Origin of the sequence: Bacillus sp. FSL W7-1034 (assembly GCF_038593365.1) — a bacterium.
Taxonomy (GTDB): Bacteria; Bacillota; Bacilli; order Bacillales; family Bacillaceae; genus Bacillus; species Bacillus altitudinis.
Map to the genome: position 1 here is coordinate 3,601,481 of NZ_CP151989.1, position 21,295 is coordinate 3,622,775.

Genomic DNA, 21,295 nt, shown 5'->3' on the forward strand with positions numbered 1-21,295 from the left:
GGTAGACCGCTCTTTCTTTATTTTCCGATGACTCGCTCATGCAGGACATGTGCGACTCCTGCTTCGTTATTGGATTTTGTCACAACATCCGCAACTGCTTTGACATCTTCAATGGCATTTCCCATCGCAACGCCACAGCCCGCAAATTCTAGCATCGACACGTCGTTCCCATTGTCACCAATCGCCATCACTTCTTCACGAGAAATCCCCAGTTCATGCGCTAGAAGCTTCACAGCATTCCCTTTGCTCACATCAGGATGAAGAATTTCTAGGAAGAAATCTGTGCTTTTTACCATCATGTACTGATCCTTCACTTCAGATGGAATGGCTTGTATCGTCTTTTCCAAACGTTCCGGCTGATCAATATACATCATCTTCGGAAGTCTCATGGATGGGTCTGCCTCTTCGACAGGTAAATACTTAAGCGGCAATTTCGTTAAATACGATTCAAGTACCGTGTATTCACTAATATCCCGATTTGGTGTGTATAGATGAGCCGAATCGAAATAATGCATAGGTGTATCCAGCTGACGGCTCAGTTCATATAAAGAAGTCAAATCATCATAGGATAAAGTTAATTCTGATACGACTTCATTTGTATGGCTGTTTTGTACAAGCGCTCCGTTATAGGCGATGACATAATCCCCCTCTTGATCAAGCTGCAGCTCTTTTAAATAGCGGTGCACCCCGCCAATCGGCCGGCCTGTACATAAAACAATTTTAACGCCTTCTGCCTTCGCCTGTTGAATGGCTTCAAACACCTCATCCGGCACCATATGCTGATCATTTAATAACGTACCATCCATATCAATTGCGACTAATTTATACATTCACTGCTCCCCTTTTCTCAGCAAAACGTGCTGTCACTATTTTGAGTGATCATCTACATGATCACATGCTATTCATCATACTATGTACCTATTTTAGCCTATCGTTTTTTTCTCACGCTGTCTACTTGTTCCTATCTGTAACAAAAAATCACTTCATCCTCATCTATTATAACCTATTCTATAGAATCCGCTGTGAATAGAACAGACCTGTCATTTTAACAGTATGAAAAGGAACAAATGTTCATCGGAGAATATTTTGAAACTAGCAAATCTAATTGTATGATGGATAGCAAAGAAAGGAGGTGCAGGGAATGATTACATTTACGAGAGGAAAATTGTCAAAAATGTCTGGTGTACATATTGAAACCATTCGTTTTTATGAAAATGAGGGTGTGCTCCCCGAGCCTAAGAGAGCACATAACGGCTATCGTTTATATGATAAAAAATATGTACTCATGCTATCCTTTATCACTGAAGCAAGAAAGCTAGATTTCTCACTCAAAGAAATTCGAGAAATTATCACGTCACTATTCGAGAAACAGTCGAAAACAGAAGCGGAACAGCTGCTCGAACAAAAAGTAGAAGATATTCAAAAATCCATTCAAGAGTTAAAAAAGAGGAAGGCGGCCATTCAACTGTTAACGAAACAAACATTAGCTAACATTAGTTAATTGTAGAGACTGCCAAAGATGTGCCGGTATTTTTTACTGGCACCCCTCTGCGCCTAGCTGTTAAGTACACGTTGTATGAAAACATCAGGTATACTAGAGACAGCTTGACGTGACATCAATCGTATGAAAGGGGTTATGAATAGAATGAGAATAGCAACCATTGGAACAGGTGTGATTGTGGAAGGTTTCCTCCAGGCAATTGAACAGCTTGAAGGTGCTTCTTGCCACGCTGTCTATTCAAGAAAGGAAACGACGGCAAAGAAACTCGCAGATCAATTTGGGGTGCAAACGACTTATACGGATTTAACCACTATGTTAGAAGATCCCCATATAGAAGCGGTATATATCGCATCACCCAATCGTTTACATAGCGAGCATGCCACGGCTGCATTGAAACACGGAAAACATGTGATTTGCGAAAAGCCTTTTACCTCTAATGTGAAAGAACTAGAAGCCTTAATCGCTCTCGCAAAGGAAAAGCAGCTCTTCCTATTTGAAGCCATTACGACCGTTCATATGCCCAACTATCATTTAATCAAAAAACACCTTCATCAATTAGGCAGAATCAAACTCGTTCAATGCAACTATAGTCAATATTCAAGTAAATATAATCAGCTGCTCGCCGGGGAAACACCGAATGTCTTTAACCCAGAGTTTTCTGGCGGTGCCCTCATGGATATTAACATTTACAATGTTCATTTCATTATGAATCTATTTGGTTCACCGAAAGACGTTCGTTACCAGGCCAACCGCCATCCAAACGGCATCGACACATCTGGTGTTTTAACTTTTACTTACAATGATTTCATCGCCACAAGTGTTGGCAGCAAAGATACAAGCAGTATGAATTTCGCTTTGATTCAAGGGGAAAAAGGGTTCCTGCATGTGAAAAATGGTGCGAATGGCTGTGAGGAAGTGTTGCTGCATATAGGAGAACAAGTCACTTCACTCAATGCACAAACCAATTCAAACCGCCTGTTTTATGAAGCAGAAGCATTTCAGCATATCATTGAAACAGGAAATGTCGAAAAGTGTTATGAATGGCTTGATGACAGCCTTTCTGTTATGAAGGTTCTTGAAACCGCTAGGAAAGACGCCGGTATTGTTTTCCCAGCGGATCATGCTTAAATAAAAAAACCGCCTTCTGATGAAAAGGCGGTTTTTTGACATTAGATACTCTTTGAATATGCCACCAGACGCTGAGACATATGATTCACTTCATCAACTGAAGCGTTCACTTGCTCTGTTAAAGCAGCCTGTGTTTGCGTAAGAGCTGTCATATTGGAGATATTTTCAAGAATTTGATCGATTTGTGTTTTCATTTCAGTTAAACTAGATTCGATATTTTCTGTCGCATTGGCACTATGAAGCGCTAGCTTACGTACTTCATCGGCAACGACTGAGAAACCGCGGCCCTGCTCGCCTGCTCTTGCTGCTTCAATTGCGGCATTCAAACCAAGCAGATTCGTTTGGTTTGCCACTTCTTTGATCAAGTCTGAAATGTTCTTCGTCTCATCTGCACTGTTTTTCGCCAGATTAGCAGCAGACGTTGACTGCTCTTGGGCGACAGCAAGCTCTTGTGCTTGGTTTGTTACAGAACTGATGCCAGATACCATCTCACTAATAGAACTTGAAAGCTGCTCTACTTGGGAAGCCATTTCATGGGCTGTTTTTTCTTTATTTTTTTCTAACGTAATATCACGAATCGTTCCTGCGACACGTAAAGGGACACCCTTCTCATCACGAATGGTTTCACCGCCCGCATGATACCAGCGGTACTCGCCATTTTTACTCTGCAATCTATAATCAATGTCAAATGGTGTACGGCCAGAATGATCATTTAAGTGATCCGCAAAGGCTTGGAGAGCCGATTCTTTATCTTCAGGATGCAAACGATCACTCCAGCTGCTCAACACGTTCGGGAAATCCTTTTCATCTATAAAACCAAGCGTTTTTCTAAACTGCGGAGACCACCAGAATTCATTGTTTGGATTGACAGGATCGCCAGCCTCTACAACCATATCCCAAGGAGCTTCCACAAGCGCACGGTTGATCAAGTCATATCTTGTCACGAATGCTTGCAGCTCTTCTTCTTTCAATTTCTGATCATGAATATCAAAAAGAGCCCCTGCCACACGAAGAGGTACCCCATTTCGATCTCGAATCGTCGTTCCAGTTGCTTTGAACCAGCGATATTCGCCATTTTTCAACTTCAGACGATATTCGATATCATACGGTGTACGGCCAGAATGATCCAATAAATGCGTAGAGAATGCATTCAAGGTGTATTCCTGCTCATCTGGATGAATTCGAGATGCCCAGCTGTCTAAGACATTCGGAAAATCGTTTTCATTTTGAAAACCTAGCATTTTGCGGAAATCATCTGTCCATGTGAATTCGTTTTTTGGATTCACAGGATCTCCTGCTACAACCGTCATATCCCATAGACCCACTTGAATCGCTTTTGTCACTAAATTCATACGCATATGAATATCTTCTTGCACTTCTTGCATCTTTTGCAACGCTTCATTTATTTGAGCCACTGCTTCTATTGTTTGACTAGAAGAGAATGCAGCAGTATCAATTCTGGCTGAAAAATCTCCCTTCTCAATTCGTTCAACTAATTGACTGCTTTCACTAAGAAGGGCTTCCGACGATGAATCACTTGCTTTTCTCATAAACATCTTCAATAACTCCTTTCATTCTTTCATACATTTTTGAAATATTTTACAGTTATAAACAATTCTTTATTAGGACTTTAGTAATACAAAAGATATATCGACAAAAACTGAATATTGTTTATGTCAGAATGAAGGCAAATGTTCATTTTTTCACGAAGTTTTAGATTTTGGGGATGGGTCATGGAAAAGATTTATGGAAGAAAACGGCTCATTTGATAGAATCAACCGCCTATTTTGTCTGAAAAATCTCTTTTTTTATATTGACACTGACCGCTCGAAAAAAGAAAATGGAACATAAGCATTTTAAAAAAGGAGAACGTCATGAGCGCGAATCAGGAACAACACGAATTAAAAAAGCTTTTATCGCCGCGTCATATTCGCATGATTGCGATGGGCGGGGTCATTGGTACAGGAATCTTTAAAGGAAGTGCCGATACAATCGGCTTAGCAGGTCCTGGAGTTATCTTTTCCTATGTATTTGCTGGATTGCTTCTTCTCATTGTCATGGCGGCTTTAGCTGAAATGGCCATCGTCTACCCGGGGAATAACCTTCGCGACCTCATACAGATTGCGCTTGGTCAACGTTTTTCATTTGTTGTCGGATGGGTTTACTGTTTTATGTGGCTCACTGTATGTGTCATTGAAATCATTGCAGCGGGGAGTTTACTTCAATATTGGATGCCAAACGTACCTTTATGGTCTTTATGTTTACTTTGCTCGCTCTTAGTCATCGGAATTAATTTAAATAATGTAAAATACTTTGGTGAAATTGAGTTTTGGTTCGCTGGAATGAAGATTTTCGTTATTATTGTGTTTATTCTTCTCGGTGCTGCATTATTATTTGGAATCATTCCGAGCGAACAAAGCACGCCTGTTCTCACCAATTACCAAAACTTTGTCCCGAACGGATGGGGTGCTGTCTTTGCCTCATTATTAGTGGTGATCTTCTCGTATGGAGGCTCTGAATTGATCGGGCTGACCATTACAGAAACAAAGGATGCAGAAAAGGTATTACCTGGTGTTGTCAAAAGTATGATGTGGCGCATCATCTTGTTTTACACACTGCCGATTTTGATTATTTGTGGACTCATTCCTTGGAATCAAATTGATCCGAATAACAGTCCTTTTGTCCAAGTCTTTTCAGCAGCTGGCATGCAAGGTGCCTCTCACTTCATTAATTTCGTCTTAATTACAGCCGTTCTATCTGCCGCCAACTCTGGTATTTACGGCACGACGAGAATGATTCATTCTCTATCTAAATCAGACGGCGGTCCAAAAAAGCTGGCACAGGTCAACAAAAGAGGTGTACCTATTTTAAGTTTATGGGTGACCGTTCTATTTCTTTTAATCGGAACATTCTTTGCTTACTTGTACCCAGATCAAATTTTCAGCTATATGCTGGCTATCCCTGGTTTTGCGGTTTCTCTTATTTGGATCAGCATCTGTCTGGCTCATTTGAAACTGCGTCCAAGATATCCGCAGGAGCCGTATTTCAAAGTTTGGTTATTCCCGTATTTCACTTTATTTGCTGGTCTTGTACTCAGTGTCAGTTTTGTTATGTTCCTATTCAGACCAGAGAACTTACCTAGCTCGATTATCAGTATCGGTTTCTTAGCAGCCGCCATCATTGCTTCATTCTTAATGAAAAAGAAAGCTTAGAAACGCAAGCAAAAACCCGCCTCAGTGGCGGGTATCAGATTGTTGACAAAGGGCTAAAATGAACTTGATTTTAGCCCTTTGTCTTCTTTTCAGCGTGATAGAAAACCTTTGCAGTCTAGGAAGGACGAGTACTGGCGCGGAGCGAATTTGACATTCGTGAGCACCAGCACGCAGGACTGACAAAGAATGCGAGGGTTTGTCTACACGCTGAAACCCGCCTCAGTGGCGGGTTTTTTCATGAGCAGCTGCTGTGACTTCGAAATCGACAGACGCTTTTGGGATGCCGTTGATGATGATGGTTAATGTATGAATGCCCTCATAGTGCTTTCTCGTTGTCATATTTTGAAACGACTGTGATCGGACAAATTCTCTATGCAGGGCCGATCCTGTATCAAATTCTGTGATTTTAAATACCTTTTGATTGCGTGTACCACGAGCTTTCACGTAATCAATGGCATACTCTACGCGCAGCTTTAATGGCTTATCTGCCTGAAGAATAAAATGAAACGTCAGCTTCTCTCCAATACGAACGGGGTCTTGCGTCACCTTCAAATCCGTTACTTGGATAGACGGATCATCTCCATAGCCAAATAAAGCCATGATATCTGGATCGCCTTTTTTCAATAACGTACGAGATGCATGTTTGACAATCCAGTTTGTATGTTCATTGGTTCCATACCAGCTTTTGACCATTTGCTTCATGAGGTCTGGCTGAATTGCAGAAATATCATTTAAATGATTCGCTACACTTTTTTGCACATACTTGGCCGAATCTGACTTCAAATTTTCTAGAATGGGCAGCGTGACAGAAGGGTCCTTTTTCAGCGCAGGGACGGATAATCCCCACGGCAAACGAGGCCTGCACCCTTCACTAGCGAGACGGCGAATATGTTCATTTTGATCCTGTGACCACACAAGCATCTGCGCCAGCATTTTCTCTTGATCTTGAATGAGAAAAGGTCGAACGGCAAATTCAGCAGTGGAAAACGGTGTAAAGAATTCAAGTGCTTTGATCGAGATATCCCAATGGTCAACACCATATGTCTCGACGTAGTCTGGAAATACGAGCGCACTGAGCCCTGTAAAATGCGGTGCTGTCTGACGCAGTACATCGATTGCCTTCTCATAATCTTCAGGCAGACAGGCGTGCATCGATTCAGTCACTCTTCTCATTCGTCCTTTTAACTCCAGCTGCTCCCAATCCTCTTGAAACACGAGCTGCTGAAAGTGATCAGCATCAAATACAGTTGACGCTTGCGCCAGTTTTTCTGCTAAATGTTGAATAAATGGTTCATTATATACATGTTTTAAAGGTTCGATCGTGTCCGCCTCCCATAGCTCAATATCATTATTTTATCCTAAATTGTCAAAAGCGGCATAACAACAAACCAAAAACAGCCCAATCCCGAAGAATTGAGCTGTTGTCCCGTTATATAAACATATTTATGATCATAATAAATGCAATGGCGCTAACGGAAATGATGGTCTCCATAGCCGTCCAAGTCAAGAACGTCTCTTTAATGGTCATACCAAAATACTCTTTGATCAGCCAAAAACCAGAGTCATTGACATGAGACAAAATCAGTGAACCCGCTCCTGTTGCTAAAACAAGCAACTCTCTGCTCACATCCGGCATGGATGCAGCAATTGGGGCTACAATTCCGGCCGCTGTCATCATGGATACTGTAGCTGATCCTGTTGCCACACGAATAACCGCAGCAATCAGCCAGCTAAGTAAAATCGGTGAGATTGGGGAGTGTTTGGCTAAATCAGCAATATAATCCCCAACGCCTGAATCGATCAGTACATTATTGAACGCTCCGCCTGCACCAATCACAAGCAGAATGGAAGCGATCGGTCCCAAACAATCGTTACTGAATGACAGCACTCGGTCACGGCTCATCCCTTGTATAAAGCCAAGACTAAAGAAAGAATACACTGTCGCAATCAATAAAGCTGTTATGGGATCTCCAATGTACTTGAACATCTGATACCACATACTATCCTCTGGCAAAATAATATCCGCCAACGTGGCAAGCAGCATAAGAATGACCGGCACCAAAATGGTAAACATCGTATTCGCAAAACCAGGAAGCTTCCGATCAGCATGTCGTTCCGTGAATTGCTTTCTGAGCAGCTCTGGAACTGGTTTATGTATCCATTTTCCAATCCACTTACCGTACAGCGGTCCAGCGATAATAGCTGTTGGCAAACCGACGATGATTGAAAAGAAAATCGTTTTTCCCACGTTGGCATGATAGATGCCTACTGCTGCCATTGCAGCTGGATGAGGCGGGACTAGCCCATGCACAACAGACAAGCCTGCGATTAATGAAATCCCAATCGTCACGAGCGAAATGCCCGTTTCAATCGCAATGGTAAAGAGTAAGGGAATGAGAAGAACGAATCCGACCTGGAAAAAGACAGGTATCCCCACGATAAAGGCTACAAACATCATCGCCCAATGCACATTTTTCGTCCCAAAACGACTGATGAGTGTTTGAGCTATCCGCTCAGCGCCCCCTGACTCAGCCATCATTTTCCCAAGCATGGTCCCAAGTGCTAGTACAATCGCCAGTAACGATAACGTGTTCCCTAATCCCGTTTTAATCGATTGAATGATTTCCTGTAAATCCATTCCTGTAGCAAAGCCTACTAGCATAGAGGTAATGATCAAACTCACAAACGGATTCAACTTAGCGACTGTAATGAGAATGAGTAAAAGGACAATCGCCGCAATCACAATGAATAAAAGCATGTTCTCCCACCTTTTCCCTGATGTTTAACGATTTTGTTTTAATTGCAACGCACTAATGACATCAAATTCATCCTTCAGTTTGTCATAGAGACGCTCATATAAATAAAACAGCTCTATGTATGTTTCGTTGTTCTTCATATTTGGTTCATGGCGGGCAGAAATACGGATCCATTCCTGTACCTCTTCTATCTCTTCCATATGACCTAAACTATGAAGTGCAAGGACAGCCGCCCCAAGTGCGGAAGCCTCGTAGCTCTCTGGAACAAGCACTTCTCTGCCCATTGTATCCGCCAAAATCTGCCGCCATAGCGGGGATCTCGCAAATCCACCAGAAGCCCTGACATCCTTCGCTGGACCTGTTAAATCTCTTAGTGCCACACCGATCGAGAAAACACTCATAATGACGCCTTCTAACACGGCTCTAATAAAGTGCTCGAGCTTATGCTGAAGACCGATCCCGAAGAACGTGCCTCTTGCGTTTGGATTCCAATAAGGTGCTCGCTCACCTGTTAAAAATGGTAGAAACAGCAGTCCTTCTGAGCCAGCTGGAACCTTTTCTGCAATATCAATCATTAGATCGTAAGGGTCTACACCTAGACGCTTTGCTACCTCCACCTCGGAAGACCCAAATTCATCCTTGAGCCATCTCAGCATAATTCCGCCGTTATTGGTCGGTCCTCCGACGACCCAATGCTTGTCCGTCAATGCATAGCAAAATGTTCTTGATTGCTCATCTGTAATTGGCTGATCTACGACTGTACGTACTGCACCACTTGTCCCAATCGTGACTGCTACCTCACCTTTGCCAATCGCACCAACACCAAGATTCGCTAGTACACCGTCATTTGCACCCACAACAAATGGTGTATCTTCTTCAATGCCCATTCGCAGCGCAATTTCTGGCTGAAGCCCACGTAGCTGATGCGTCGTTGGAACAAGTTCAGACAGCTGATTCACCTGAATTCCTGCAATACGTAGTGCCTCCTCGTCCCATTGAAGCGTTTCCAATCGGAACAGTCCTGTTGCTGATGCGATTGAATAATCGACCACATACTGACCGAAGAAATGATAAAGAACATACTCTTTGATGGAAATGAATTTTGCTGCCTGATTGAAGACGTCAGGTGTCATTTCCTTGATCCATCGTATTTTTGAAAGCGGTGACATTGGATGGATCGGTGTTCCGGTTCTTTTATAAATTTGAAAGCCATCTAAGTCCGTTATGATTCGTTTCGCTTGTTCTGCACTTCTGTTATCAGCCCAAATGATACTGTTTGTTAATGCTTTTCCATTCTCATCCATGACGATTAAGGAATGCATCGCCGTACTAATTCCCACACCTATGAGGTTTTTTGCATCAAATGTTGCTTTCGTCAATGCGCCTCTTACACTCGCAATCACAGCATCTAAAATATGTTCAGGGTTCTGCTCAACCCATGCTGGCTGGGGGTGAATGAGGTCATAAGGAACAGAATGCTTTGATATGACTTTCCCCTGTGGTCCAAATAGAACCGCCTTTGTACTTGTTGTTCCAATATCCAAACCAATTACCGCCTGGTTTCCCTTCATCTGTATCACGCCCAATCATTGATTTGAAATAAAGTGTCGTGGTGCCGGTGTACCTGATAAATCCCATTATAGGAATATTTTTTTCGACATTCAACGATCAAAAAGAAAATAATTTTCACTAAAAACCTCAGAATCGTTACCACAACAGCATTTTTCACTAATAGAAAAATTTATTTTTGAAACCATTACACTCTTTTTTGAGAAATGGTTTCTCTCATTTGCTTTAAGTTTGTTAATGTTTCCTGCTGCCTTAAATGTGCAAGCGCAAAATATAGCACATCAATCACAGTAAGCTGGGCAAGCCTAGCAGACATCGCTTCCGTTCGGAAAGCCGTTTCTTGCGTTGATGTATACAGCGTGACATCTGCAAGCTGACTCAATGGAGAACGCTGATAGCTTGTAATGCCAATGGTTTTCGCTCCTTTTTCCTTGGCTGTTTTCATCGCATCCAGTAAATCCTTATTTCGACCAGAATGAGATATACCAAGCACTGTGCTCTTTTGATCAAGCAGACCTGCCGACATCGCTTGAAAGTGAGAATCTGTATGAACAATACAGTTGATGCCTGTCCTCATAAATTTGTGAAAAGCATCTGTGGCGATGAGGCCAGACCCACCGCTGCCATAAAACTCTAAGCGCTCTGCTTCATGGATTAATTGTACGGCTTTTTCTACATCTTCTGGATTCAACAATTGAAAACTATCCTTTAATGCAGTGATGTTTGCCTGAAATACCTTTTGCATAAAAACGGCAGTATCATCGTCAAGACTCATCTCTTCATCTACATAATCAGGCTTCGTTTGGTCTATTTCCTGGGCAATAGCAATCTTCAAATCTTGATACCCCTCAAATCCAAGCCTTTTACAAAGACGAAAAATCGTTGCCTCTGAGCTCGCTGTCTTTTTGGCAAGCTCGACAATCGACAAATGGATGATGTCGCGGGGCTCACTCGTAATGTGCTCAGCAATTGCTTTCAGTTTTGGCGGCAATCCTCTGCTTGCTGCCCTTATCTTATCCATACTACTTAAACTGATAAAAGCCAATTGACTTCACTCCTTCTCTATTCATGTGAGCGCATACATTTCCTCATGTTCCCATCTTATAAAAAAGAAGCCTGTTTGCACAGACTTCTTTTTTAAGAATTCAAGACTTTGATCATTAAATCAAAAAACCCTTCAGCATCTACATCCATACACATTTGAAGATTGCGATCTTTTCCCCATTGATGCTGAAAATCACATATCATTTGACCATCGCAGAACTCACTCTTCGTCTCCACTTCTACATGAAAAGCCTGTGTATTCACAAGTTGTTTATCAATTGCAAGACTTACAGCAAGCGGATCATGCATAGCACATGCCCACACCCCATTCCGCTCAAAATAGCGCTGGCGGTAAATGCTTGTGCTCTCTCTGATATAACTGGCTAACGTTTCATTTTGAATGGCATCAATTCTCTCATCCGTTAACAAGACCTGTCTCGTGACATCCAGCCCTACTTGAGTCAATGAAGGGAAACCAGCCTCCAGCACCAATTTCGCCGCTTCTGGATCTGCATATGTATTAAATTCCGCAACCGGTGTGACATTCCCCTGTCCCTGCACGACACCCCCCATAAAAATGACTTCTTTCACGTGATGAATCAGCTCAGGGCATTTTTTTACCGCAAGGGCTAAATTCGTTAACGGTCCTGTCAACACGAGCGTAACCTGCTTCGAATACTTCAGCACTTGGTCAATGATAAAATCAGGCGCAAAACCTTCATCTGCGGTCTTCTTAGGCTCGACATCTTTTAAAGCGCCGCCAATTCCATCCTCCCCATGCACCCGATGTTCATAATGAGGGACTCTCAAAAGAGGCGTTACTGCACCTTTGATGACAGGGATTTCCTCTGCCTCAACCAACTCAAGCACTTTACACGTATTCAACGTCGCCGCTTCAACAGACACATTCCCGCACACCGTTGTGATCCCCAACATATCAAACCGCTTACTTTTCACTGCAAGCAAAATACCAATCGCATCATCAATTCCAGTGTCTACATCCAAGATCAATTTCTTTTTATTTGCCATGTTTGAAAGCTCTCCCTTGTTTGTAAGTGTTGTTAGGGGAATGATAGCATATTTTGAAATTGATTTAGGGAATCAATCGGCTTTGTCGACTTGTTATTTCACTTTTTCTCCAATGTCTTTCAAATATTGTTCGCGTTCTTTTTTAGATAAACTATTTAGATAGTCTTCTTTCACTTGAGGATCAAAATCTTCCCAGTTCTCAAAACGATCTCCTAGTTCTGCTGAATAACTCATTGAACCGATTTCTTTTGTTCTATACTTTAATGAAGCGGAGAACTCGTACTTTTCTGGCTCATCATTTATATATCCTCTAATTACGATGTAGCCCATTGGATCAATAGTTACCCTCTTCTTAAACGTTATGGTCTTAATAAAGTGATGGATGTCTTCTTTGCGTAAACATTCTTCTATTTTAGGCTTCATTTTTTCTGCGAGCTGTTCTGCTTTTTCTTGATCGCTCTTTTCTTTTACCACATCATTTGTTTTACTTTGCTTATTGTGCTGAGTGATTAACGAAGTCACTGAGACAATGATGATAACGACCAAAACAGATACAAGTTTTATTGTGTTTTTCATGTCTACCGTTGCCACCTTCTTAATAATGAACAATAAAAAACAGGTAGGTGATTACCTGTTTTATTATTTTTCTCCAATATCTTTAAGATACTGTTCACGTTCTTTTTCGGAGAGTCTTTTAAGATAGTTTTCCTTTAGTTCAGGTTCATCTTTGAATTTATCCCAGTCTTTAAATCGATAAGATAATTCAGGAGAAAAAGTCATGGTACCTACTTCCTTAGATCGATATTCTAATGATGCAGAGAAATCATACTTTTCTGGGCTACCATTAATATGCCCTCTAATTATTATATAACCCATTGGATTAACGTTTACTCTTTTATCAAACGTAATGGTTTTAATAAAGTTGTGAATATCTATTTTATGTAAACGTTCTTCTACTTTCGGTTTCATTTCTTCTGCGAATTCTTCTGCTTGTTCTAAATCGTTCTTCTCTTTCACTACTTCATCAGAAAAACTCTGATGAATGAACTCTACAATGAACACAGTTATTGAGATGACGGTAACCACAATGATGATAGAAAATTTCAATGTATTTCTCATGAAAAGCAAAAACTCCTTAATATACTTTTAATCAGTCTACCAATGAAATTGACAAAATAAAAACAGGTAGGCTAGTACCTGTTCTACTCTTTTTCTCCAATGTCTTTGAGATATTGTTCTCGTTCTTTTTTGGGGAGACTTTTTAGGAAATTCTCTTTTAATTGTGGTTCATCTTTATATTTTTCCCAATCCCTGAAACGAATTGATAACTCGTATGAATAACTCATTGAACTAATTTCGTTAGTTCTATACTTTAAAGATGCAGAAAAATTGAACTTCTCAGGTTCATCGTTAATGTATCCTTCAACTACAATATAACCCATTGGACTTATGGTAACTTCCTTTTTAAACGTTATATTTTTTATGAAATGATGGATGTCCATTTCATAAAGATCCTCTTCTATTTTTGGCTTCATTTTGTCTGCGAATTCTTCTGCCTTTTGTTGATCACTTTTCTTTTTTTCTTGCACAGTATCCCTTCCTCCTGGATCGCTAGTTTTATTTTGCTTATCATGTTGGTTTAAAAGCACTAACACAGATATGATTATTATTACAATTAGAGCAAATAAAACTTTTAATGTATTTTTCATTAGCACCAATATCCACCTTTTGAAATTTAAAATATATTTTTAACCTTTATGCTCTATAAACCCAGACTATAATAGATATTTAATACATTCTATAATATAATCATTATGATAAATATTACAGGAGTGACATTTTTGTCTAAAAAAATATCAAGAAATACGCTTAGCGACGAAGACTACAATAAGATTTCGGACGAATCCTATAAAATAGATAATTATAGCGATTCAAACATGATAAAAATAAGTAATGGTAACAACATGTACGTCATTGACTATAAAGAAACCGAAAAAGGGCTCAATGCCTTAACTCTTGTTTCTGAAGAGGATTTCACTCGCTCAAATGGCGGAAAAGACCTCACCAAAATCAAAAACGCCGTCATCGCCTACCGTGGCTCAGAACCGATTGGGGCAGGCCAATATAAAGATACCATTAAAAAACATGGAAAAAAAGAGTCAGATGATCTTCTTTCTACCATTTTGACAAAGCTGCCTCCTTTTAGCCAGTCAGAGACGTCAAAGGAAGTCACGACGAAGATGACGACAGGGACAACGACCTATACAAATGAGATTGTGCAAGATTGGTTGATTTCAGATACGAAGTATTTGATTAAAAATATCCCCTTTGAACACGGCGCAGAGAATCAAATGGTGCAGGCGGACCGGTATGCGAAAGAGATCCATAAGAAAATGCCGAATGCGAAGATGTATGTGACAGGGCATTCACTTGGCGGATCAAATGCTTCCTATGTTCTTGTCAAAAATGATTTTATTCAAGGCGGGGTCACCTTTGAGAATCCGAATATTTACCCAAATCTATCGGATGGTCTGCAAGCCAAAGCATTAAAAGGTGATTACCGCAATAGATTAACAGAATATATCAATCTCAATGATGGGCTATCTCTCTTAAATCGTCATACGACAGAAATCGGTCGTGTGAAAGTGATGTATGATGCCGCTTTACCTGAAGGCGTCGATTACACTGAGGACTCCTCAAAGGCCGTCCAATTTATGAAAAATCTCCTCAATCGGGCAATGAGTGTGAATCCTTCACTTGATGCGAATTTATTTCTTGAAGCCCTCGCCGGCAGCCATGGCTTAGACCGGTATTCCTTTTCGTCAGATGGCTCCGTTCAAACCATTGATGATATGTTGAGAAAAAACCCTTCTCTCACTGCCGCCATGTTACATCAATTGAGCCAATCAAATGTCCACCCGCAAAGTGTGGTAGCGATTTTAATCAAGTCGCATGTTCTTATGAACACAGGTCGTAAATTCTCCACATATGCCGAGCACCATATGCAGCAAATCATTCGTAAAATTGAGAAACTCGATGACAAAGTGGAGCAATCGGTGGAACGCGTTCGTTCAAGATACAAACAAATTGTCGGTTTTGGTTCGTATGACCAGCTGACGGCTTCAGATGTGGATGCTGTGATTCGCCACTTAAAAACAGAGGGTCTTGAAAATGAATTCTATTCGGTCAAAAAGTATGATGCAGCGATTGATCATGCGATGGATATGAAAAGGTGGATGGACTCAATATCAGATGATATGAGCCAGCTAGGAAAACAATACCACGATGCAGATACAACCCTTGCCAAGAATATGGGTATTTCTTAAGGAGTACGACAAATGGAATTTTCAAAGAAACAACCAACAGACGCAGATCGTTTTTTGCAGAGAGTGACAGATACGCATACATCTAGCTCCATCTTCTCTCAAGCAAACTTTAACACGGAAGACATGACACCAGCAGAGCTGGCTGCTTTGAAGGCAAAGATCAAAGAAGAACAGAAAACAGCGCTGATCAGAGCCATCCGGCATCAACTTCAAAATGAATTTGCAGAGGATCGCCAAGAAGCCAAAAAAATAGTAGATCTGATTGATGACCTTCTGATTAACGTGTACAAACATCAAAGGAACATCCAAACCCATATGTCAGGTGAAGCCATTGACGCGTTAATAGAGAAAATCGAAAAAAGACTCACATTTTTTGAGCTGAAAGAAGATGTTCAATCCGCCATCGACTCGATCGGCATTTAAATGAACCTGCCATCCGGTGAATCTTTTCCCCGTCTCACTCGTATATACTAAGAGTGATTGATTTGAAAGGAGTTCTGTTTGTGGGATATATGTTGTTATTTTCGGTTGTGATCGGTCTTGTCCTGACCCTTTTGCTCACACCACTCAGGTTAATCGTTAGAAAGAAAGGGACTGAACAACAGGTGCCGCTTATGTGGATTGCGGGACTGGCACTGCTGTTTATCATCGGGATTTTCGGCTTCTACTACATCACCAATTTAGACCGCAACCCATCATCACTGTGGCTCATTGGACTTGTTGTGACAGCAGCAGGTGCCTTTTTATCAGTGGGATTGGAGCGGAAGATCAAGGGCGTTTTATTTCTCATATTATTGCTGCTCGGTGTTTATATGGCAACCGCTTTTCTATTTAATGCAAATGAGAAATTCGACGTGTCTAAAATGGAGCAAAAAGTCGAAATCAAAGCGTTCGATGAGACAGAGACACCTGCGAGTGTACCACCGCAATTTGCTCGCAATAAGATGAAGAAATCGTTCGGACAGGTGCCAAACACGAGTTACTACGAGCTTGGCAGCTTGCAAATTCAGAAGGTCAATGGTGAGTATGTGTATATCGCACCCGTCGAGTTCTCCGATTTCTTTAAATGGATTCGTTCTGGTAGCACACCGGGTTACTTTACATTAAGTGCGACCGACTCATCTGCCAATCCAAAGTTTGTGAAAACCGAGATGGTCTATACGCCTTCTTCCTATTTCAATAAGGAAATTGAGCGGCATATCCGTCTTCAGTACCCAGATTTGATTTTCTATGGAGACACGCAGCTAGAGATCAATGATGATGGCAAGCCTTATTACATCCAAACATTTGGAGATTTCATCTCTGCACGAAACGGGTTTAAAGCTTCAGGTGTGGTTGTTGTGGATGCCAAAACAGGTGAAACGAAGAAATACGCCTTAGACAAAGTACCAGCCTTTATTGATGGCGCTGTGTCACCAGAGGCTGTCAGTCTGCAGAATAGTTACTTCGGCAACTATGTACATGGTTTCTGGAACAGTATGTTTGGAAAATCAGATGTGAAGCTGCCTTCTGATGAGGGGACTGAAGCCAATGTAAGTCCGGTGTTTGATTCAAAAGGGGATATGTATTACTTCACAGATTTCACCAGTCCAAAAGAGGGCGTTGATTCCATGCTCGGGTATGCACTAACAAATGCCCGAACAGGAAAAGCCACGTATTATACGGGTAATCTTGAAGAATCCTACATGGATTCACAGGGAGCTTTGCAAATTATTGAGAAACGATTTATCGAGAAGAAATGGAAGGGCCGCATGCCGATTCTTTATAATTTCTACGGGGAAGCCAGCTGGCTTACACCTGTTCTCGATTCAAACGGGTTCCTGCAAAACTACTTTATTGTTTCGGCAGCCAATCCTGAAATCGCCGCATACGCTTCTACACCAAATGAAGCACTAAGAGCCTATAAAACTGCTCTTCAAAAAGGCGGCGGTACAGTCAATAGTTCATCAAAGCAAGAAAAGAAAGAGTCGACAGGCAAAGTGAAGAGGGTGTATAAGGAAAAGACCGGTGATTATACAACCGTCACCTTCTTACTAGACGATGGGAAAAACTACACCATGTCATCTGAAAAAGAGCCTCTTATTATTTATTTAAAAGAAGGCGATCAAGTCAACATGAAGTACACAGATACAGGTGAGATTTTCCTCCCAGTCGATGAAATCAACATCAAAGGATTATAAAAAAAGACGTTTCTCCTACTGCGGAGAAGCGTCTTTTCTCTCTTTTCTCAACAACTCGACAAGCAATTCCTTATTTTTATTCCCACCTGTCATCGGGGATTCGATATAGGAAAATGTCCGTTTAAAGTCCATTCCCCTCACAGAAATGACAGCCAATTCCCCGCCAATGCTGCCCCGCTGGAGGACATATTTAGATAAAACAGATAGCCCCATTCCATGAATGACAGCTTCTTTTATCGCTTGATTGCTGCTAAACGTCACAAAAGTCCGCGCTTTCAGTCCATTTGATTTCAGGACGTGCTGTAAGTATTCTCCTGTCCCAGATCCTTCTTCTCTTGTGATCCATGTTTCATTTTGTAATTGATCAATGGTGACATCCTTTTTCTTTGCAAACGGATGGTCTAATGGGGCAACGATATACAGTTCATCCTCTAGGAACGTTTCTACAGAGAGTTCTTTGTCATTGGTTTGTCCTTCAATCAGTCCGATGTCGACATGGAACAACCGAACATGTCTAGCGATCGCCTCTGTATTATCAATGACTACCTCAATATCAACATGCGGATAGAGCTGATGAAATTGTGCCAAAATTTGCGGCAGCACATACTCTCCAATGGTAAAACTCGCTCCAATCGTGAGCTTCCCTCGTGCCAGATGATGATGCTCATAAATATCCTGCTTCGCCTGTTCATATAAACGAATGATTTGTTTTGATCGATGGTACAGCATATCTCCAGTTGGCGTCACCGTTAATTGCTTTGGCGAACGATTGAGCAGAACCGTCTGAAATTCCTGCTCCAAGTTCTTAATGTGAAGACTGACACTCGGTTGAGAAATCCGTAGCTTCTGAGCTGCTTTTGTAAAGTTTTTCTCTTCTACCACTGTCACAAATGTCTTCAGTGCATCATAATACATCTGTCCCTCTCCTATCAGAAATCTTAATCCTACATCTTCAATACATATATCTTACTAATTCCTTTCCAACTCGTAAAGAACAGCCTAAACCAATCAATTTAATAAAAATATTTACTAATTTTTTTAAAGACTCTATACTGAAAGGAGATATTTTCTATAGGAGGTGCTGACTTGGCAGCTAAAATAAAGGACATTGCGGAAAAAGCCGGATTATCCATCGCCACCGTGTCTCGCGTACTGAACCAAGATCCCAACCTATCGGTTACGGATCAAACACGTGAGAGAGTATACGCGGCAGCAGAAGCTTTGTCCTATCAAAAAAAGACATTCAAACATTCACTAAAAAAAATTGCCTTTCTCTATTGGATGACCGAAAAAGAAGAGCTTGAAGATATTTATTTCAAATCCATTCGTCTAGGCATTGAGGAACTCACCAATACCAGAAGCTTAAATGTTACCGCTTACAACCCATCTGATGGTCTTCAATCGATTGATCCTTCTACAGAAGGCATCATCGCCATCGGTCGATTTAAAAAAACTGAGCTTGATCAATTATATGCGATCACAAAACATATCGTCTTTATTGATACATCACCAGATGAAGACCGCTTTGATTCTGTGAAACCAAACCTGAAACGAATTGTAGAAAAGATTATCGATTCTTTTATCGAAAAACAGCACACATCCATCGGATTTATTGGCGGGACAGATCTTGATCTCAATACAAATAGGCGGATTCCAGATATTCGTGAAACGACCTTCCGCCAGTACATGACAGCACACAACAAACTGGATAAACAATTGGTCTATATCGGTCACCACTTCTCTGTAGATGAAGGCTATTCATTGATGATGAAGGCGATCGACGAGCTCGGCGATCACCTGCCAACCGCTTTTTGTGTCGCAAGTGATCCTCTTGCGATAGGCTGTTTACAAGCATTAAATGAACGCGGTTTTTCTTTACCAAATCGAGTGAGTGTCTTTAGTATCAACGATATTCACGTCTCTCAATATGTGTCACCACCGCTCACAACTTATCACATCCATACCTCTTTACTTTGCGAAACAGCTGTCGATTTACTTTTAGAAAGACTGGTTGATGGCAGAACATTACCAAAAACCGTGCTGATTGCCTCAGAACCTGTCTTTCGGAAAAGCACGATATAAACAGCTGGAAGGCCTGCCGTATATGGTGGGCTTCTTTTCTCTTTATTTCAGTAAAAAATTTTACTTAATAAATTTAATAAAATGTGTTTACTTTTTTTACTCAAGTTGATATTCTCACATTAAGAAAGCGTTTTCTTATCATCTGTGAAAAAAGAACGAGAGGGGATTACGAATGAAAAAGGGAAAATGGGCGACATTATCGGCAGTCGTTGGTACTGCTGTGCTGCTGCTGTCAGCATGCGGACCAGGAGATGACAATTCAAGCGGTACACAGCCGGCATCTACAGGTACAAAGACCTTGCTAGTGTGGGAGGATGTCAAAAAGTCTGATGGGATTCAAGACGCCGTCAAAGAATTTGAAAAACAAAACGACGTGAAAGTCAAAGTGGTCGAAAAGGCATATGCCGACCAAATTGAAGCGCTTCGTCTTGATGGCGCAGCCGGCACTGGTCCAGATGTCATCACCATGCCTCACGACCAAATTGGATCAGCTGTCACAGAGGGATTGTTACAAGAAATCAAACCAGATGAAAAAGTAATCAATTCCTTCACAGACGAATCGATTCAATCACAAACGATAGATGGCAAGCTGTATGGCCTGCCAAAATCCGTTGAAACCACTGTGCTTTTCTATAACAAAGACCTTGTCAAAAAGGCACCAACGACACTCGATGGCTGGTATGACCTTTCGAAAAAGCTGACAAAGGACGGGAAATACGGTTTTGTTGCGAAGTGGGATGAAATTTATTACGCAGAAAGTGTATTAGGCGGTTCAGGTGGCTATATTTTCAAACAGAAAGACGATGGTTCTTATGACGTCAATGATATTGGTCTTAATAACGATGGTGCCATCGAAGGCGGAAAATACATTCAGACATTCTTTAGCGAAGGACTTTTCCCGAAAGGTATCATTGGTGAGCAAGGAATCAATGTCCTCAATTCCTTATTCACTGAGAAAAAGGCAGCGGCTGTCATTTCTGGTCCATGGTCATTTGGTCCTTATAAAGAAGCGGGTATCGACTATGGCGTGTCCGAGCTACCAACACTCCCTAACGGAAAACATATGAGCTCGTTCTTAGGTGTAAAGAGCTACAACGTCTCCTCTTATTCTAAAAATAAAGAACTTGCCGAGAAATTTGTTGAGTTTATCACGAACGAAAAAAATTCGAAAAAGCGCTTTGAAGTAACAGAGGAAATTCCACCAGTGAAAAAGCTGATGAAAGACCCAGTCATTACTGAAAACGCTAATGCGGATGCTGTTTCAAAGCAAACGAAATATGCCACGCTGACACCGAACAATCCAGAGATGGCAGAGGTGTGGAAGCCGATTGACAGCGCATTAGGGCTGATTGCGACTGGCCGTACCGATGTGAAAAAGGCATTTGATGATGCGGTTAAACAAATCGACTCGCAAATTAAAGCGAATCACTCCAAATAAACATCAAGCGCAGGTAGCTGTTCATCTATC

General features: G+C 41.3%; 19 protein-coding genes. 8 read left to right on the plus strand and 11 right to left on the minus strand.

The features are described 5' to 3' along the window. Positions 1 to 17 precede the first annotated feature (17 nt). A complete protein-coding gene (gene yidA, locus NST73_RS18575) occupies positions 18 to 830 on the minus strand; it encodes a sugar-phosphatase (protein ID WP_008345739.1) in 813 nt (270 codons plus the stop codon). A 311-nt stretch (positions 831 to 1,141) separates the two neighbouring features. On the opposite strand from yidA, the gene NST73_RS18580 reads away from it, so the two are divergent. Both NST73_RS18580 and NST73_RS18585 read left to right on the plus strand, forming a co-directional pair. Beyond that, positions 1,142 to 1,501 (plus strand): MerR family transcriptional regulator, encoded by a 360-nt coding sequence (locus NST73_RS18580; protein ID WP_007498034.1) that lies wholly within the window; start codon positions 1,142 to 1,144, stop codon positions 1,499 to 1,501. 144 nt (positions 1,502 to 1,645) lie between these two features. Then, positions 1,646 to 2,629, plus strand: coding sequence for a Gfo/Idh/MocA family oxidoreductase (locus tag NST73_RS18585; RefSeq protein ID WP_342499276.1), 984 nt, complete (start codon positions 1,646 to 1,648; stop codon positions 2,627 to 2,629). A 41-nt stretch (positions 2,630 to 2,670) separates the two neighbouring features. On the opposite strand, the gene NST73_RS18590 is transcribed toward NST73_RS18585, so the two are convergent. Further along, positions 2,671 to 4,185 carry a PAS domain-containing protein gene (locus NST73_RS18590; RefSeq protein ID WP_135009510.1) on the minus strand — a complete coding sequence of 505 codons (1,515 nt, stop codon included), beginning with the start codon at positions 4,183 to 4,185 and terminating at the stop codon, positions 2,671 to 2,673. Positions 4,186 to 4,503: 318 nt separating this feature from the next. On the opposite strand from NST73_RS18590, the gene NST73_RS18595 reads away from it, so the two are divergent. Next, positions 4,504 to 5,841 carry an amino acid permease gene (locus NST73_RS18595; RefSeq protein WP_144679015.1) on the plus strand — a complete coding sequence of 446 codons (1,338 nt, stop codon included), beginning with the start codon at positions 4,504 to 4,506 and terminating at the stop codon, positions 5,839 to 5,841. Positions 5,842 to 6,060: 219 nt separating this feature from the next. On the opposite strand, the gene NST73_RS18600 is transcribed toward NST73_RS18595, so the two are convergent. From NST73_RS18600 to NST73_RS18635, 8 genes are all read right to left on the minus strand, one after another. Beyond that, positions 6,061 to 7,014 carry a DNA alkylation repair protein gene (locus tag NST73_RS18600; RefSeq protein ID WP_135009803.1) on the minus strand — a complete coding sequence of 318 codons (954 nt, stop codon included), beginning with the start codon at positions 7,012 to 7,014 and terminating at the stop codon, positions 6,061 to 6,063. A 256-nt stretch (positions 7,015 to 7,270) separates the two neighbouring features. Further along, positions 7,271 to 8,599, minus strand: a complete 1,329-nt coding sequence (locus tag NST73_RS18605) for a GntP family permease (protein ID WP_144679014.1) — start codon at positions 8,597 to 8,599, stop codon at positions 7,271 to 7,273. A gap of 24 nt (positions 8,600 to 8,623) precedes the next feature. Then, positions 8,624 to 10,168, minus strand: a complete 1,545-nt coding sequence (gene gntK, locus NST73_RS18610) for a gluconokinase (protein ID WP_342499277.1) — start codon at positions 10,166 to 10,168, stop codon at positions 8,624 to 8,626. A 185-nt stretch (positions 10,169 to 10,353) separates the two neighbouring features. After that, entirely contained in the window at positions 10,354 to 11,187 is an 834-nt protein-coding gene (locus NST73_RS18615) for a MurR/RpiR family transcriptional regulator (RefSeq protein WP_034646848.1), read from the minus strand. Between the two features lie 116 nt (positions 11,188 to 11,303). After that, a complete protein-coding gene (locus NST73_RS18620; protein ID WP_144679011.1) occupies positions 11,304 to 12,239 on the minus strand; it encodes a nucleoside hydrolase in 936 nt (311 codons plus the stop codon). A gap of 93 nt (positions 12,240 to 12,332) precedes the next feature. Next, positions 12,333 to 12,815: a DUF1433 domain-containing protein gene (locus tag NST73_RS18625; protein ID WP_058337127.1), complete on the minus strand. Its 483-nt coding sequence runs from the start codon at positions 12,813 to 12,815 to the stop codon at positions 12,333 to 12,335. A gap of 63 nt (positions 12,816 to 12,878) precedes the next feature. Then, positions 12,879 to 13,358: a hypothetical protein gene (locus NST73_RS18630; protein WP_024720435.1), complete on the minus strand. Its 480-nt coding sequence runs from the start codon at positions 13,356 to 13,358 to the stop codon at positions 12,879 to 12,881. An 83-nt stretch (positions 13,359 to 13,441) separates the two neighbouring features. Next, positions 13,442 to 13,948 carry a DUF1433 domain-containing protein gene (locus NST73_RS18635; protein WP_047946721.1) on the minus strand — a complete coding sequence of 169 codons (507 nt, stop codon included), beginning with the start codon at positions 13,946 to 13,948 and terminating at the stop codon, positions 13,442 to 13,444. A 132-nt stretch (positions 13,949 to 14,080) separates the two neighbouring features. Here NST73_RS18635 and NST73_RS18640 point away from each other — a divergent pair, with 132 nt between their 5' ends. From NST73_RS18640 to NST73_RS18650, 3 genes are all read left to right on the plus strand, one after another. Continuing rightward, positions 14,081 to 15,565: a lipase gene (locus NST73_RS18640; protein ID WP_342499278.1), complete on the plus strand. Its 1,485-nt coding sequence runs from the start codon at positions 14,081 to 14,083 to the stop codon at positions 15,563 to 15,565. A 12-nt stretch (positions 15,566 to 15,577) separates the two neighbouring features. After that, complete coding sequence (locus NST73_RS18645) at positions 15,578 to 15,988, plus strand: hypothetical protein (RefSeq protein ID WP_024720438.1); 411 nt, start codon at positions 15,578 to 15,580, stop codon at positions 15,986 to 15,988. A gap of 80 nt (positions 15,989 to 16,068) precedes the next feature. Beyond that, the gene (locus tag NST73_RS18650; RefSeq protein WP_138279190.1) at positions 16,069 to 17,745 is read left to right on the plus strand and encodes a hypothetical protein; all 1,677 of its coding nucleotides are present in this window, start codon (positions 16,069 to 16,071) and stop codon (positions 17,743 to 17,745) included. Positions 17,746 to 17,760: 15 nt separating this feature from the next. On the opposite strand, the gene NST73_RS18655 is transcribed toward NST73_RS18650, so the two are convergent. Further along, on the minus strand, positions 17,761 to 18,660 hold the full coding sequence (locus NST73_RS18655; RefSeq protein WP_008347343.1) for a LysR family transcriptional regulator: 900 nt from the start codon (positions 18,658 to 18,660) through the stop codon (positions 17,761 to 17,763). 171 nt (positions 18,661 to 18,831) lie between these two features. Here NST73_RS18655 and NST73_RS18660 point away from each other — a divergent pair, with 171 nt between their 5' ends. Further along, a complete protein-coding gene (locus NST73_RS18660) occupies positions 18,832 to 19,827 on the plus strand; it encodes a LacI family DNA-binding transcriptional regulator (RefSeq protein WP_047946713.1) in 996 nt (331 codons plus the stop codon). Between the two features lie 172 nt (positions 19,828 to 19,999). Next, positions 20,000 to 21,265: an extracellular solute-binding protein gene (locus tag NST73_RS18665; protein WP_342499279.1), complete on the plus strand. Its 1,266-nt coding sequence runs from the start codon at positions 20,000 to 20,002 to the stop codon at positions 21,263 to 21,265. Positions 21,266 to 21,295: the final 30 nt, after the last annotated feature.

Coding starts and splice junctions, on each gene's coding strand:
- NST73_RS18665 (WP_342499279.1), top strand. CDS start 20,000: ATGAAAAAGGGAAAATGGGCGACATTATCGGCAGTCGTTGGTACTGCT.
- NST73_RS18630 (WP_024720435.1), bottom strand. CDS start 13,358: ATGAGAAATACATTGAAATTTTCTATCATCATTGTGGTTACCGTCATC.
- NST73_RS18635 (WP_047946721.1), bottom strand. CDS start 13,948: ATGAAAAATACATTAAAAGTTTTATTTGCTCTAATTGTAATAATAATC.
- NST73_RS18620 (WP_144679011.1), bottom strand. CDS start 12,239: ATGGCAAATAAAAAGAAATTGATCTTGGATGTAGACACTGGAATTGAT.
- NST73_RS18595 (WP_144679015.1), top strand. CDS start 4,504: ATGAGCGCGAATCAGGAACAACACGAATTAAAAAAGCTTTTATCGCCG.
- NST73_RS18645 (WP_024720438.1), top strand. CDS start 15,578: ATGGAATTTTCAAAGAAACAACCAACAGACGCAGATCGTTTTTTGCAG.
- NST73_RS18600 (WP_135009803.1), bottom strand. CDS start 7,014: ATGAGAAGAGTGACTGAATCGATGCACGCCTGTCTGCCTGAAGATTAT.
- NST73_RS18615 (WP_034646848.1), bottom strand. CDS start 11,187: ATGGATAAGATAAGGGCAGCAAGCAGAGGATTGCCGCCAAAACTGAAA.
- yidA (WP_008345739.1), bottom strand. CDS start 830: ATGTATAAATTAGTCGCAATTGATATGGATGGTACGTTATTAAATGAT.
- NST73_RS18590 (WP_135009510.1), bottom strand. CDS start 4,185: ATGTTTATGAGAAAAGCAAGTGATTCATCGTCGGAAGCCCTTCTTAGT.
- NST73_RS18580 (WP_007498034.1), top strand. CDS start 1,142: ATGATTACATTTACGAGAGGAAAATTGTCAAAAATGTCTGGTGTACAT.
- NST73_RS18655 (WP_008347343.1), bottom strand. CDS start 18,660: ATGTATTATGATGCACTGAAGACATTTGTGACAGTGGTAGAAGAGAAA.
- gntK (WP_342499277.1), bottom strand. CDS start 10,168: ATGAAGGGAAACCAGGCGGTAATTGGTTTGGATATTGGAACAACAAGT.
- NST73_RS18625 (WP_058337127.1), bottom strand. CDS start 12,815: ATGAAAAACACAATAAAACTTGTATCTGTTTTGGTCGTTATCATCATT.
- NST73_RS18585 (WP_342499276.1), top strand. CDS start 1,646: ATGAGAATAGCAACCATTGGAACAGGTGTGATTGTGGAAGGTTTCCTC.
- NST73_RS18605 (WP_144679014.1), bottom strand. CDS start 8,599: ATGCTTTTATTCATTGTGATTGCGGCGATTGTCCTTTTACTCATTCTC.